Origin of the sequence: Chlamydia crocodili (genome assembly GCF_018343815.1) — a bacterium.
GTDB lineage: Bacteria > Chlamydiota > Chlamydiia > Chlamydiales > Chlamydiaceae > Chlamydia > Chlamydia crocodili.
On record NZ_CP060791.1, the window covers coordinates 1,058,093 to 1,072,411 of the forward strand.

Consider the following 14,319-nt stretch of genomic DNA (forward strand, 5'->3'; position numbering starts at 1 on the left):
CGTTTAGAAAAATAAAATTAAAGTTCTGTTTATTTAGAGACGTAATTTATGTTGGATTTTGCTTTTTTTCGCAATGTTATTTTCCTGGAGAAGATCTTTTTGTTTCATAAATAACTTTAAAAGAAACAATCATAAGGACAAAAAGTGTTGCTATAACATTTATTTCTTTATAATTAAAAGCCTTTTCATTGTGATGAAACTTGTTTTTTTGTTTCTTTTATAAAATGCAAAAAAATATGAAATTCATCTTTCTGATTTCTTTTCATTATTCCCATCTTTATTAATTCCTACACCAGATTTTCTAAATAAATAGCGGGATTTTTTTGTCTCTTTTATATACCTTATGATTTTCATTGTTCCGATTTTATTAATTTCTTGAGAATAATCTCCCTAAATGGAGGCATATGTTGTTAGCACGTCTGTTCAAAAGAGTAAAACTTTCATTTTCCTTAATTTTAATTTTTATTGTTTCCGGATGCTCTTCTTCTAAGGTGCACAATAGTGATAATAAAATTTATGTATTGTCTATGAATCGAATGATACATGATTGTGTGTCTAGAATTGTAGGAGATAAACTTTGTTCAATAGTACTGATCGATGGTGCCATAGACCCTCACGCATACGAAATGGTCAAAGGTGATGAAGATAAAATGGCAATGAGCAGGCTCATTTTCTGTAATGGTCTTGGTTTAGAACATACAGCAAGCTTACGCAAGCACTTAGAAGGTAATCCTAAATCTGTGAATATTGGAGAACGATTAATAGCCCGTGAAGTGTTTTCTCCTTTGGAAGAAGACGGATTCTATGATCCGCATATTTGGACAGATATTAGTATTTGGACAGAGGGAACTAAAGAGATAACCGCTGCTTTAATTTCTGAATTTCCAGAATATGAAAAAGAATTCACTATTAATTCTAATGAATTAATAGAGGAAATGCAAATGTTGGATAGTTGGGCGAAAAGATGTTTATCTACAATACCCGAAGAATCGAGATATTTGGTTTCAGGTCACAATGCGTTTAGTTATTTCACAAGACGATATTTAGCAACTCCAGAGGAGGTGAAATCAAATGTTTGGAATAAAAGATGCATTTCTCCTGAAGGAATATCTCCTGAAGCTCAAATTAGTATCCGCGATATCATGCTCGTTGTAGATTATATCCACGAACATAATGTTACTGTTATGTTTCCTGAAGATACTTTAAATCAAGATGCGCTTAAAAAAATTGCTTCATGCTTAAAAAAAGGACACAGTGTCCGATTGGCAAGCCGCCCTTTATATAGCGATAATGTTAAAAATGATTACTTTAATACATTTAAGCATAATGTTTGCACAATTACTGAGGAGCTAGGAGGGACTATTTCTTGAATAGACAAAATGAAATTGCTTGGTCAGTACATGATCTATGTGTGAACTATGATCATTCAGATGTTTTATGCCATGTTTCTTTTTCTTTAAGAAGAGGATCCTTGACAGCAGTTTTAGGTCCTAATGGTGCGGGCAAGAGCACTCTTTTAAAAACTTCACTTGGATTAATACGACCTTCAGCCGGTCATACTTTGTTTTTTGGAAATAAGTTTAAAAAAGTACATCAACGTGTTGCCTATATGCCACAGAGAGCTAGTGTAGATTGGGATTTTCCTATGACAGTTCTGGATCTTGTTCTCATGGGTTGCTATGGATACAAGGGGATGTGGGGAAGAATAACGGCTGATGATCGTAAGGAAGCTTACAATATTTTAGAGCGTGTAGGTCTATCTGCTTTAGCCAATAGGCAAATAGGAAAGCTATCGGGTGGGCAGCAACAAAGGGCATTTCTTGCTCGAGCTCTTATGCAAAAAGCAGATCTATATCTTATGGATGAATTATTTTCCGCTATAGATATGGCTTCGTATCAGACTGTTGTAGATGTCTTACGTGATTTGCAAGAACAGGGACGCACTATCGTTGTGGTGCACCACGACCTTAGTCATGTACGCCAATTATTTGATCATGTTATCTTATTAAACAAACATCTTATTTGTTCTGGACCGGTTGATGAATGTTTAACTAACAAAAATATTTTTCAGGCTTATGGTTGTGAACTAGAGCTTTTGGACCGCACTCTTAAACTATCCAGGGGAAAGCAACAAGGAGCGTATTAAATGCTCGATTGCGTTTTTATTGATTCTATTTTTTTGTCGAGCTTTCTAGCTGTTACTTTAATTTGCATGACAACTGCTTTATGGGGGACTGTGCTACTTGTGGGTAGACAACCTCTTCTAAGCGAGAGTCTTTCTCATGCTTCTTATCCAGGACTGCTTCTGGGCGCTTTATTGAGTTATAAAGTATCTTTTTTCACAGATTCTATTATTTTAGTGATTATTTTTGGTTGTCTAGCTGCGATTTCTGGTTATGGAATTATAGTATTTTTAGAAGGAGTATTAAGAGTTCATAAGGATGCTTCTCTATGTTTTGTTCTGGTTGTTTTTTTTGGCATGGGAGTTATTTTAGCCAGTTATGTGAAAGATTGTTGCCCTTTATTATATAATCGTATCAACGCCTATCTATACGGACAGGCGGCTACTTTAGGTTATGTAGAAGCTAAACTTGCAGCCTTTGTCTTTCTTATCTCTTTGGTGACTTTATGGTGGTGGTATCGTCAAATTGTCGTGACTATCTTTGATAAGGATTATGCTTCAACTTGTGGACTGAGTACTCGTATTTCTGGAACCATTGTCCTTGTATTTATTTCCTTAGTAATTGTAAGTGGTGTACGTTCTGTAGGTATTGTATTGATATCTTCAATGTTCGTTGCTCCTTCCTTAGCAGCCCGTCAATTATCGGATAGGTTGAATATTATTTTCCTTCTTTCTTGTTTATTCGGAGGAGTCTGTGGTGCTCTTGGTAGCTATGTTTCAGTTGCTTTTAGTTGTAATGTTTCTGGACATCTAGGTGTAATCACTTTGCCTACGGGCCCACTCGTTGTTGTTATATCTGGTTGTTTAACCTTCCTTTGCTTGATGTTTTCTCCAAAATCGGGATGGGTAATACGCTACATACGCAGGAAACACTTCTCATTTTCAAAGAATCAAGAGCATTTACTTAAAGTGTTTTGGTATTTGCTAGAAGATCAATTGACTGAGGCTGGGGCACGTGATTTTGTTTGTTCTCATAAATATCAGGAATATTTTGGACCTAGGCCTTTTCCAAGATTTAGAATTTGGCTTCTTGAATATCAGGGATTTTTAAAATATAGCAATTATCGCTGGAGTCTTAGTGAGAAAGGAAAGATCAGAGCAAAAAGATTAGTTCGAGCTCACAGATTGTGGGAATGTTATCTCGTACATTCTTTAGAATTCAAGGAAGAAGATGTTCATGGTTTTGCTGAAGAAATGGAGCATGTTTTAACAGATGAATTAGATTATGCGATTACAGAAATGTTAGATAATCCTCATTACGATCCACATGATAAATTAATTCCAGAGAAACCAAAACAGAAGGAGGAACTATGATAGGAGCCTTTTCGCCATATCATGGAGTGTCCTTTATTCAATTTTTCAAGGTATTTTTCTTAAGATTTTTTTCTGGAGAGCTATTTCTAGGACACTTGTTTATCGATGATATTCAGGTTATCGTATTTTTGGCCATTGCTCTTTCTGGAGCATTTGTAGGTAGTTTTTTAGTTTTAAAGAAGATGGCAATGTATGCTAATGCTGTTTCTCATACAGTATTATTTGGCTTAGTGAGTATTTGTTTATTTACTCATCAATTAACATCATTATCTTTGGGAACTCTTACTCTAGCGTCTGTTTCAACTGCCTTACTTACGGGTTTTCTTATTCATTTCATAAGGAATATTTTTCGGGTTCCTGAAGAAGCAAGTACAGCTCTAGTATTCTCTTTATTATTTTCAATGAGTTTACTTCTTTTAGTATTTCTAACACGTAACGCACATATAGGAACTGAACTTATCTTAGGTAATGCAGATTCATTAACTCGTGGCGATATTTTCCCTGTGTATACTATTCTTCTAGTTAACCTATTTGTTTCTGTGATAGGATTTCGTAGTTTTGTTTGTGTTTCTTTTGATTCAGTATTCTCTTCTTCTTTAGGAATTCCTGTGAAAATCATTGATTACTTAATCATCTTACAACTGTCAGCAAGCCTAGTAGGAGCATTTAGAGCGGTGGGAGTTTTAATGGCTTTAGCTTTCTTATTAATCCCTGGACTTATTGCGAAAGTTTTTGTTGTTTCTGTACGGGGGATGCTTTTTTGGTCTTTAATTTTTGGCGCTCTTACAGCATTAACTGCTCCTGCATGTTCTAGAGCAATTTTAACATCATATGATGTGGGATTATCAACTTCAGGTATTTCAGTTTTTATATTAATGGCTTGTTATGTTGTTGTTTCTTTATTTCATTATGGAAAGAAGTTAGCCTATAAAAGATTTTATTCAAAAAATAGCCTGAATACAGAATTGACAACTCTCTAATCTAGGAGTTATGATTTTTTTTTCAATTTGTTAAGGTTGCTATTTGAAACATTTAGCTATTTTTGGATCCACTGGAAGTGTAGGACAGCAGACTTTAAAAATTATTCGGTCTCTTCCTCATTTATTCAATGTGGTCGCCCTTGCTTCATACGGTAATAATAAGGATTTATTTTTCGAACAAATTCGAGAGTTCTCTCCTTCTATAGTTTCTGTATATGATGAACAAATTTATTTTGAAATTCGTAAAGAATTTCCTAATATTAAAGTATTTCTTGGTGAAGAAGGATTATTAGCAGCTGCTACAGCTGTAGAAATTGATACTATTGTTGCCGCATCTTCAGGTGTTGTAGCTTTACCGGCAATTATAGAAGCAATGAAATCGGGGAAAATCCTGGCGTTAGCAAATAAAGAAGTTTTAGTTTCTGCTGGTGAGATTATCAAAGGGATTGCTAAGCAATATCAAACGACAATTTTGCCTATAGATAGTGAGCATAATGCTCTATATCAATGTTTAGAGGGGAGGAATGCTTCGGAAGTAAAAAAGTTGTTATTAACTGCTTCTGGAGGCCCTTTATTATACAAGTCTAGAGAAGAATTAAATTGTGTAACTATTGAAGATGTACTGAAGCATCCTATATGGAATATGGGGGCTAAAATTACCGTAGATTCTTCAACATTGGTAAATAAAGGTTTAGAAATAATAGAAGCCTATTGGTTATTTGGATTGGAAAATGCGGAGATAGATGCTGTAATTCATCCTCAAAGTTTAATTCATGGTATGGTAGAGTTTCAAGACGGGACGGTGCTTTCTGTAATGAATCCTCCTAGTATGCTCTTTCCCATACAACATGTATTAACCACTCCAAAACGTTGTCCATCACCTCTCAAAGGGATAGATTTTTCTATAAAACAAACGCTAGAGTTTCTTCCTATAGATGAGGAGCGTTTTCCAAGTATTGGTTTGGCTAGATGGGTATTAAAAGAGAAAGGATCCGCGGGACCATTTTTTAATGCCGCTAATGAGGTCTTAGTTCAAAGATTTTTAACAGAGGAAATTGCTTGGTGCGATATTCTAAATAAGTTAACAAAACTTATGGAAAATTATAGAGTTTCTTCGTGCACTTCATTAGATGATGTCTTTGCTGTTGATAAAGAAGCTCGAGCCCTTGCTCAAGAGATATAACCCGGTACATATATGACAATAATATATTTTATTCTTGCAGCCCTTGCTTTAGGGGTTTTGGTATTGATCCATGAATTGGGTCATTTACTAGCAGCTAAGTCTGTAGGTATGGCTGTTGAGAGTTTTAGTATTGGTTTTGGTCCGGCTTTATATAAAAAGAAAATTGGGAATATAGAATATCGTGTAGGTATTTTCCCTTTTGGTGGTTATGTTCGCATTAAGGGTATGGATAAAAGAGAAAAGGGCGTGGATGCGGATCCCGATTCTGTTTACGACATACCTCAAGGTTTTTTCAGCAAATCTCCGTGGAAAAGAATTATTGTTCTTGCCGCAGGTCCTATAGCTAATATTTTATTGGCTTTTGTGGCCTTTGGTGCATTGTATATCTCAGGGGGTAGAAATAAGGCTTATTCTGAGTACTCTCGTATTGTTGGCTGGGTGAATCCTATTTTAAAAGAAAAAGGTCTAAACCTGGGGGATGAGATTCTTACATGTAATGGCAAATCCTATTATTCAGATAAAGACGCTATTACCTCAGCTTTATTAGACAGACATCTATCTTTCAAGGGAGTACATCCCGCGTATCTTTCAAAAACTTCTACCGAATTTTCCTTGGATACAGAATTCGATGTGAATAAAAATGGTATCCCTCTTGCTGGAGCTAGCTATCTTTTATACCGTTATCAGGAGCCTATTTCAAAAGAATCTCCGATGTATTCAGCGAATATATTGCCGGGTGATCGATTGGTATGGATGGATGGACAAATCTTATTTTCTCCGATGCAAGTTTCTCAAATACTGAATGAAGCGTATGCATTTGTTAAAGTTTCTCGTTATGACAAGGAATTATCATTACGCATTCCTAGGATGCTAGCAAGCACATTATATCTATCTCCTTACGTAAGGAATGAACTTATTGATAATCAGTATGAAGCCGGCATTAAAGGTAAATGGTCTTCTCTATATACTTTACCCTATATGATTAATAGTTACGGTTATGTAGAAGGAGAATTACAGCCTATAGATCCAGAATCTCCATTTCCTCCTATGGAAGATAAATTAGAATTGGGAGATCGTATTTTAGCTATAGATGGCACCCCTGTTAGTGGGAGTACAGATATTTTGCGTTTGGTTCAAAACCATAAGGTATCAATAATTATTCAAAAAATGAGTTCTGAGCAACTAGAGGATGTAGATTCTTCCATTGCTGATGAAAGGTTTATCCGTTCTTATGATGCTAAAAACCTATTAGCAATTATTAATTCAATAGGAAGTGCCCAAGAAGTGCGTGAGTCGGGTCAATATCGTTTATTATCTCCGATCCAACCTAAACCATGGATAAGCATTTATTCCGATGATCTTTTAAATAAACGCCGTGAAATGGCAAAAAAATTTAAGAATCAAGATCAACAACGCTATTATCTAGATAGAATAGAAATAGAAAAACAAAAACTATCTCTTGGAATTCCTTTGAAGGATATGACTGTAAAGTATAATCCTACTCCGGATGCTTTAATCATTAATATTTCTAAAGATAGTCTACGTACTATGAAGGCTTTAGTTGTAGGCCGACTGAATCCTCAGTGGTTGTCGGGACCAGTAGGGATTGTTCATATGCTACATAAAGGATGGTCCTTAGGAATTTCCGAAGCTCTATTTTGGATTGGATTGGTGAGCATTAATTTAGCAGTTTTAAATCTTCTTCCGATTCCTGTATTGGACGGAGGCTATATTGTACTTTGCCTCTGGGAGATGATCTCAAGACGTCGTTTGAATATGAAGCTTATTGAGAAAATGTTAATCCCATTTTCTCTATTATTGATAGCTTTCTTTATTTTTCTAACGTTTCAGGATTTATTTCGTTTTTTTGCTGTGAGTTAGGTTTCCAAGTTTTGGGAAAGCCGTAAAGATTATAAGGGTGAGAGCCAAAACAATGGATAACGTAGATATCCTTGTTTTTGCTCGTATTTAGTCTAGAGCTTTTCTGTTTATTTTCCTTTACCTTTTGTTCTATTTCTTCAGGAACTTGTTCTATAGCCGTAGTTTTGCTACCGTGTTTTAGAAACTCTCTCATTAGAAAAATGGATTTTCTGTTTGTGATGATATAGGTATGGTTTGTGTTAATCACATATCCCTTGTGTGGGGTATCTAAGCAAGTTTCTACAGTACAAACTTTTCCATCATTTTCACATTCTAAACGAAAGGGAAGAAACTTACTGCGCTTATTTCCACTCAGTATAAGAACCTCTACTGTAGAAGGAAGCTTCCCCACATCAAGCATTTTTCTTGGGCAATAGGTAAGTAATTGTCTACCTAATTTTCCTCCGAAGATAAATTGTACAATAGCTAAAGATCTATAACGTCTCGCTAATGTAGATCCCGCATTTGGAGGAGCCATGAGTATGGCTTTACCACATTTTGCTTCCTGAGGGCAATCAGGTTTTGCCAAGGCTACTCGAACAATAACACCTCCTATAGAGTGTGTTACAAAGTTGATGGGAACACCAGGCTTTAATTCCGCTATCTTTTTAATTAATTTAACAAGATGATCAGCATGTCTTTCTAACGTAAATTTGCGAGTTTCATAGTTCCAGATAAATACGTCGTAATTTTCTTTTTCTAAGACATTACCAATAGGTTTTAATGATCTATAAGATCTTAAAAATGCGTGAACGCAGATTACTGATTCTTTTTGCTGAGATGTTTCTCTAATCCCACCAATTCCTGAAGGAAGTGTTTGAATTATAGAAGTATCTGCTAAAAGTGACGTTCCAGATATTAAAAATAGTAAAATTAATAATAATTTATTCATTTGCACACCGATATTATTATTTTAATAAGTTTTTTATTAAAAACCAGCGTGTTTAATTAACTTATTTTAAAAAATAATTAAGATATTAATTATAAAAGTAATAAAAATTACTATTTAATAATCGAATGAGAATGAATTGATATTTGAGCTTGATTAACCGAAAAGATCCTACTGGTTTCGGATAACATTTGATGAGGGGTATTTGTAGAGGTCATTAGGGTTTGTCCAAGAGTAGGAGCAAGGTCGAGTAATTGTGAGATTCTGTGATTGTCTAATCCTGAATGAATATCGTCCATACAGAATAAAGGACATGCGTTATAGATGTTTTTTATATAAAGACATTCTGCAAGTCTAAGAATGGCGAGTAAGCTGTGTTTTTGCCCTTCGCTAGAGAATTGTGCAACAGGGAGATCATTAATCATTAAAGTAAAGTCCTCACGATGAGGGCCTACGGATGTAGTTCCTAACTCTAAATCACGATGTAGTGTTGTTGTTAGCTGTTTTCTAAGTTCGTCAGTAATAATCTCTTGAGAAGTTCTATCTTGTTTAATTAGTGAGCTTTTAAATTTAATACGCAGTTGTTCTGATAAGGAATTGCTCCATAATTCTTGAACTAGTTTATTTAATTGTTCGCAGCAAGAATATCGACTTAAGGTTAAATAAGCACCTAGAGTAGCAAGTTGCTCATTCCAAACTGATAACGTGGAAGTTTGCTTAGTTTTGAGTAGAGTATTTCTTTGTAATAAGGCTCGGTGATAATAAGATAACGTGTGTTTATATTGAGGATCGCATTGAGATAAAAGTAGGTTAAGAAAGAGTCTACGGTCTGCGGGAGTTCCTGAAATCAAAGAGCGGTCTCTAGAGGAAAATAGAACAATAGGCACCATGCCTATCAATTGTGATAGCGTTTTTATAGGAGAGTGATTACAAAGAATCTTTTTTCCTTGCTTATCTACATAAATAGATAGTGTATGAGGAAAACCGTCTTTTTCAAAGGTCATTTCCAGAAAAAAATAAGGATTGCCAAAGCAAATAGCCTCTGTAAGATGTGTGGTACGGAAAGATCTGCCTAAAGACAAAACATAAAGGGCTTCAAGAAGATTTGTTTTACCCTGAGCATTTTCTCCAAAAATATAATTCATATCTGGAGATAAAGAAACTTCAGTTTCTTTATAATTTCTGAAATTTTTAAGACGCAGGGAAAGAATCTTCATTAATCATCATGCAATCTCATTGGCATAATAACGAATAGGCTACGGGTAGAATCAGTAATAATACCTGGATTATAAGAATCCGAAATGCCTAAGCGTACCAACTCATCTTTACTATGCTTTAAGATATCGAGGAAGAAGAAAGGATTGAAGGCAATTTCTAATAGATCTCCGGAATAGTTTACCGCCATACTAACCTTACCCTCGCCAACTTTTGTACAATTTGCTGTTAAAGTGAGCTCACCGGGAGTAAAGGTGAACTTTACGGAATGCGAAGATTCATTAGTAAATAATGCTACCTGTTTTAGTAAGGTAATTAATTCTTCTCTGTGAAGGTCTAATTGTACACTGCTTTCGGTAGAGATTACTGGAGAAAAATCAGGAAATTCCCCAGAAAGTAGTTTGGTAATTAATAATGTGTTGCCACACTCTGCAGCAATTTTTGCTTGATCTAAGAAGATAGTAGCTTCAGAATCTTCGGAACAGAGTTTAATAATTTCTTCAACAGCTTTAATAGGAACGATGTAATCGCCAGAAAAGCTTTTATCTAAAGAGATCTCGGCATCGGTCTTTGCTAATCGTTTCCCATCCGTACCTACTACAGTAACAATACCATTAGCAATAGTTAATAAAACTCCTGTAAGAACATAACGACTTTCTTCTCGAGAAACAGCGAAAGATGTGCGTTGTAGCATTTCTCTGAGCTGTTCTGCAGGAAGAGTAAACCGTACAGAATTTTGGATATCAGGAAGCATAGGAAAGTCTTCTTTACCCATGCTAAGTAGGCGGAAGCAAGAAGATCCTGAGGTGATTTTCGCCATTTCTCCTGTAGTTGCGGAGATTTCAAGATTAGCTTCTGTTAGTTCTTTCACCAGTTGAAAAAATCTTTTAGAGGGGATGGAAATGGCGCCAGACTCATAGACTTTTGCCTGAGCTACGCATCTGGTGCTTACCGTAAGATCTGTAGCAGTAAAGACAAGCTCATCGTTACATGTTTCGATAAGTACATGGGTAAGCACAGGGATAGGAGTATTTTGAGGAACAACGCTTTGGATTTTTTTTATAAGATTTCCTAACTCATTTCGGGATACGACGAACTTCATATTTTCCTACAACTGTAAGTCATTAAATTCAATCCTGCCCCTAAGAGAATAGGGGTTCCTCAGGATCTCTTCGAGAGAGCTTCCTGGGATAAAGCAGGATATTACTATAAAGGGATTTTATGGTCTTCTAGATATTTCCTAGGATTTTTCTAATCTAGCTACTTGCTAAGTTCAAGAAAGAAAATTAGGTTTTTTGTTATACTTCCTCCCAAATCTCTAGGTTGAGAAATGGGAAAAAATTATGGCCAGTAAGGAAATTGTTTCTAACCGCAAAGCCTTACGTAATTATGAGGTTTTAGATACATTAGAAGCTGGAGTTGTGCTTACGGGAACCGAGATAAAGTCATTACGTGATCATGGTGGAAATCTCGGTGATGCCTATGTGGCTATTTCCAAGGGTGAGGCGTGGTTATTAAATGCCAGCATTGCTCCCTATCGTTTTGGTAATATTTATAATCATGAGGAACGAAGAAAACGCAAACTTCTTCTCCATAGATATGAGATTCGAAAATTAGAGGGTAAGGTAGCTCAGAAGGGAGTAACGATCATTCCACTGGGAATGTTTCTTTCTCGAGGGTATATAAAAATTCGTCTTGGCTGCTGTCGTGGTAAGAAAGCTCATGATAAGCGACAAGCAATCATGGCGAGAGAGAAACAACGAGAAGTAGAATCTGCTATGAAGCGTTATCATTGATGAATACTTTGATATGATTTTCTTTTGCCCATGCTAAAGCTTCTGTTTTTGTAGAGAAGGTCATGAGTACTGTAGCCATGGCATCAGCAAACGCACAGCTCGGATGAATAACAGTTACAGATACAATAGGATAGTTATGTAGTTCTAAGGGTTTCCCTGTATGGGGATCTAAGATATGCGTATAGGTTTTTCCATCTACAGACCATTGCTGATGGTAATTTCCGCTTGTGGCAACCGCGGTATTTCTTAGTTCTATGATTTCGGATGTCGCTGAAGAAGCGATGCGCCAGGGCCTTCCTGAGGGATGACGCCCTGAAATTTTAATTTCTCCTCCCCATTCTGCATAGCTATTAAAACAAAAGCTCTGGCAAGTTTCTAATAAACAATCGACAGCAAATCCTTTTACTGCACCACAAAGATCAAGTTGTAGATCAGAGTGTTTTTTTGTAAGTGTTCGGTTGGTTATATCAAGATCAATATGTTTCCATCCTGAATGTTTATAATAAGATTTCCATACTTGTTCATTGGGGATCGAATGTTGTTTAAGATGTAACAGCCAAAGAGTTTTTAACGGTCCTAAAGTAGGATCAAATCTGCCACCGGATATGTGGTAAAAGTTATCTACCATCTCTAAGAAATCACATAACTCCTTGGATAAAGGAATGGCTACTCCTGCAGGTGTGCGATTAATTTTTGAAAGTTCCGATTCTCTATTCCAGTTATTGTAGACAGTATCAATAACATGAAAGACTGCATTAATTTCTTTTTTTAGCTGTTTGGTTTCTTGATGTGATAGATGCTTTCCTATGACAATACGATAAGGCATTGTCATTTTTTCTCCCTCCAAAGTCGTAAGCTTTGGGGTGCTGCATCCATTAAGAATCCAGGAAAAGAGAATTAGAAAGAGGATTTTTTGTAACTTTCCCATGTGTTTTTCATCAACATTGCCACCGTCATAGGTCCCACACCTCCAGGTACTGGAGAAATAGCTTTGCATTTGGCAACAACGTTATTGAAGTCGACATCGCCAACCAATGTGTAACCTTTATCATTGTTTGCCGTCACTCGTGATGTGCCTACATCAACCACGACAGTTTGAGAAGAGACCATATTTTCTTTAATAAATAAAGGTACCCCTACAGCCGCAATGATAATATCTGCTGTTTTTAGAATCTCATTAAGATTTTGTGATTGGCTATGAAGTAGGGTTACTGTAGCGTTTGTTGAAGGATGTTTTTGCATTAACATGGCAGCTAAAGGCTTGCCAACAATATTACTTCTTCCAACAACAGCAACATGACGCCCAAGAAGGGGAATCTCATAGTAATTCAGTAATTCAATAATACCCGCGGGTGTACAGGGAGCAAATCCCCCTAACTGTCCCAATAGAAGTTTCCCCATATTAATAGGGTGTAGACCATCTACATCTTTTTCGGGGGCAATAGCTTGAATCACGACATTTGCATCTAAATGTTTAGGCAAAGGAATCTGTACTAAGATACCATGAATAGTAGGATCGTTATTTAATTTGTTAATAAGCTTAAGAATATCGGTAAGAGTAGCGTCAGAAGGTAGTCTATGAGCTTTGGATATCATGCCCAAATCTGTAGCCTTTTTTACCTTCATCCCAACGTAAACCTCGGATGCTGGATCATTACCGATCAACACTACTGCAAGACCGGGAGGTGTTGGGCTGCTAGAGATTTCCTGTTTGATTTTTTCTAAGACCCGCTCAGCAACGGGTGCACCTTTTAATAACATGAGCGACTCCTTAAGAAGCCTCTCATCTTACGGATTCCTCGAGTTATTGTACAAGGGAGTAGATAAATTATTCCGCTATAGATGAAATCGATAGTAAAAGCATATTTTACATCTAGTAGCAAGGAATGCAGACTCCAATTAATTTTATGATTAAAAAAGGCGAGAGTTGGGTAGGAGAAATAAGAAAATACTAAAGCAAATACAGAACTAATGATGGGTATCGATAACCACCTATCATTGAGAAAAATTTTATGCATTTTATGCAGAAGCGCTGAAGTAGTGATATACAGAAATGTATGAATTCCAAATAGATATGAGGATCCAACGTCGCAAAATAGACCAAGAATTAGCGCATGAATCAGTATTTCTTCTTTGGGTAATCTATAAAAGTTAGCTACCAGGTAGGGAGCAAAGAAGATTGGGCGTAGGTCAGGATAGTATTGAGGGCAGATGAAGAAACTCAATAGAGAGAGAAAAAGGCATTGAAAAGATACTAACCGGTCCATGAGAAGATTTGGGTAGATTTACTAAAGTTCATATCAAGATTCAAGATTGTTTTCTCTTGTTTTCTTAATATTTTCTTTATTTATTCCTTAAAACATCCTGTTAATTAATAATTTCTATCAATTTAAATTAATTGCTTTGTTTAATTAATTAATTTTTAACTAAAATTAATTATAGGTTTGATTAGAAAAAATTTATTTCTATGAGCGGGACAAAAAAGAAAAGAAATAGACAAGATTTGTCTCGGGTAATTCAGAAGAAAACAGAGCAGCTTTTGAATAAGCCTAAAAAAATAAAAGGAAAAAAGTCTAAGTTCCTTATTTCCAAAGACCAAAAACAACTTCGCCATCGTGCTGAGAAATATGACAATTTAGTGCGTTCCCTATTAGATAGAAAAACTCATGATGCTAATCATGTTTTAATTTTTAACTATCAGGACGGTTTCGTTCTTACTGACGTTAATAATTTTGGAAAGTATTCCATAAAGCTATAAGGATGAACATAAAGAGCTAATAAAAACTTGCAGAACGGGACAAACCCGTAGTAAGGCTGAGGGTAGCCTGGGCTAATTTTTG

Annotated in this window: 14 protein-coding genes; 8 read left to right on the forward strand and 6 right to left on the reverse strand. The window is 35.9% G+C overall.

The annotated features are described in order from the left end of the window. Positions 1 to 404: 404 nt before the first annotated feature. The 6 genes from H9Q19_RS04670 to H9Q19_RS04695 are packed head-to-tail and all read left to right on the forward strand — an operon-like array spanning position 405 to position 7,540. Complete coding sequence (locus H9Q19_RS04670) at positions 405 to 1,370, forward strand: metal ABC transporter solute-binding protein, Zn/Mn family (RefSeq protein WP_213240782.1); 966 nt, start codon at positions 405 to 407, stop codon at positions 1,368 to 1,370. Further along, positions 1,367 to 2,146, forward strand: a complete 780-nt coding sequence (locus H9Q19_RS04675) for a metal ABC transporter ATP-binding protein (RefSeq protein ID WP_213240784.1) — start codon at positions 1,367 to 1,369, stop codon at positions 2,144 to 2,146. Before H9Q19_RS04670 ends, H9Q19_RS04675 begins: the two co-directional genes overlap by 4 nt. After that, positions 2,147 to 3,496, forward strand: coding sequence for a metal ABC transporter permease (locus H9Q19_RS04680; RefSeq protein ID WP_213240787.1), 1,350 nt, complete (start codon positions 2,147 to 2,149; stop codon positions 3,494 to 3,496). It abuts the gene before it with no gap. Further along, a complete protein-coding gene (locus tag H9Q19_RS04685) occupies positions 3,493 to 4,476 on the forward strand; it encodes a metal ABC transporter permease (protein WP_213240789.1) in 984 nt (327 codons plus the stop codon). The genes H9Q19_RS04680 and H9Q19_RS04685 overlap by 4 nt, the downstream gene beginning before the upstream one ends. Before the next feature lie 43 nt (positions 4,477 to 4,519). Next, a complete protein-coding gene (gene dxr / locus H9Q19_RS04690) occupies positions 4,520 to 5,659 on the forward strand; it encodes a 1-deoxy-D-xylulose-5-phosphate reductoisomerase (RefSeq protein ID WP_213240791.1) in 1,140 nt (379 codons plus the stop codon). 12 nt (positions 5,660 to 5,671) lie between these two features. Beyond that, positions 5,672 to 7,540, forward strand: a complete 1,869-nt coding sequence (locus tag H9Q19_RS04695) for a site-2 protease family protein (RefSeq protein ID WP_213240794.1) — start codon at positions 5,672 to 5,674, stop codon at positions 7,538 to 7,540. Here H9Q19_RS04695 and H9Q19_RS04700 read toward each other — a convergent pair. The 3 genes from H9Q19_RS04700 to dnaN all read right to left on the reverse strand — a co-directional run bounded on the left by H9Q19_RS04700 (position 7,491) and on the right by dnaN (position 10,785). Continuing rightward, positions 7,491 to 8,471 (reverse strand): esterase/lipase family protein, encoded by a 981-nt coding sequence (locus tag H9Q19_RS04700; RefSeq protein WP_213240796.1) that lies wholly within the window; start codon positions 8,469 to 8,471, stop codon positions 7,491 to 7,493. The genes H9Q19_RS04695 and H9Q19_RS04700 overlap by 50 nt on opposite strands. A 110-nt stretch (positions 8,472 to 8,581) precedes the next feature. Beyond that, a complete protein-coding gene (gene recF / locus H9Q19_RS04705; RefSeq protein ID WP_213240798.1) occupies positions 8,582 to 9,685 on the reverse strand; it encodes a DNA replication/repair protein RecF in 1,104 nt (367 codons plus the stop codon). Continuing rightward, positions 9,685 to 10,785, reverse strand: a complete 1,101-nt coding sequence (gene dnaN / locus H9Q19_RS04710; protein ID WP_213240800.1) for a DNA polymerase III subunit beta — start codon at positions 10,783 to 10,785, stop codon at positions 9,685 to 9,687. The genes recF and dnaN overlap by 1 nt, the downstream gene beginning before the upstream one ends. A gap of 241 nt (positions 10,786 to 11,026) precedes the next feature. On the opposite strand from dnaN, the gene smpB reads away from it, so the two are divergent. Further along, on the forward strand, positions 11,027 to 11,479 hold the full coding sequence (gene smpB / locus H9Q19_RS04715) for an SsrA-binding protein SmpB (protein ID WP_213240802.1): 453 nt from the start codon (positions 11,027 to 11,029) through the stop codon (positions 11,477 to 11,479). Here smpB and H9Q19_RS04720 read toward each other — a convergent pair. From H9Q19_RS04720 to mreD, 3 genes are read right to left on the reverse strand one after another with little or no spacing between them, the layout of a single operon-like run. Further along, a complete protein-coding gene (locus H9Q19_RS04720; RefSeq protein ID WP_213240804.1) occupies positions 11,460 to 12,407 on the reverse strand; it encodes an FAD:protein FMN transferase in 948 nt (315 codons plus the stop codon). The two genes, smpB and H9Q19_RS04720, sit on opposite strands and share 20 nt — an antisense overlap. Next, complete coding sequence (folD, locus tag H9Q19_RS04725; protein ID WP_213240806.1) at positions 12,377 to 13,240, reverse strand: bifunctional methylenetetrahydrofolate dehydrogenase/methenyltetrahydrofolate cyclohydrolase FolD; 864 nt, start codon at positions 13,238 to 13,240, stop codon at positions 12,377 to 12,379. The genes H9Q19_RS04720 and folD overlap by 31 nt, the downstream gene beginning before the upstream one ends. Then, on the reverse strand, positions 13,231 to 13,746 hold the full coding sequence (mreD, locus tag H9Q19_RS04730; RefSeq protein WP_213240808.1) for a rod shape-determining protein MreD: 516 nt from the start codon (positions 13,744 to 13,746) through the stop codon (positions 13,231 to 13,233). The genes folD and mreD overlap by 10 nt, the downstream gene beginning before the upstream one ends. A gap of 200 nt (positions 13,747 to 13,946) precedes the next feature. Here mreD and ltuB point away from each other — a divergent pair, with 200 nt between their 5' ends. Further along, the gene (gene ltuB, locus H9Q19_RS04735) at positions 13,947 to 14,237 is read left to right on the forward strand and encodes a late transcription unit protein LtuB (protein WP_213240810.1); all 291 of its coding nucleotides are present in this window, start codon (positions 13,947 to 13,949) and stop codon (positions 14,235 to 14,237) included. The last annotated feature ends 82 nt before the right edge of the window (positions 14,238 to 14,319 follow it).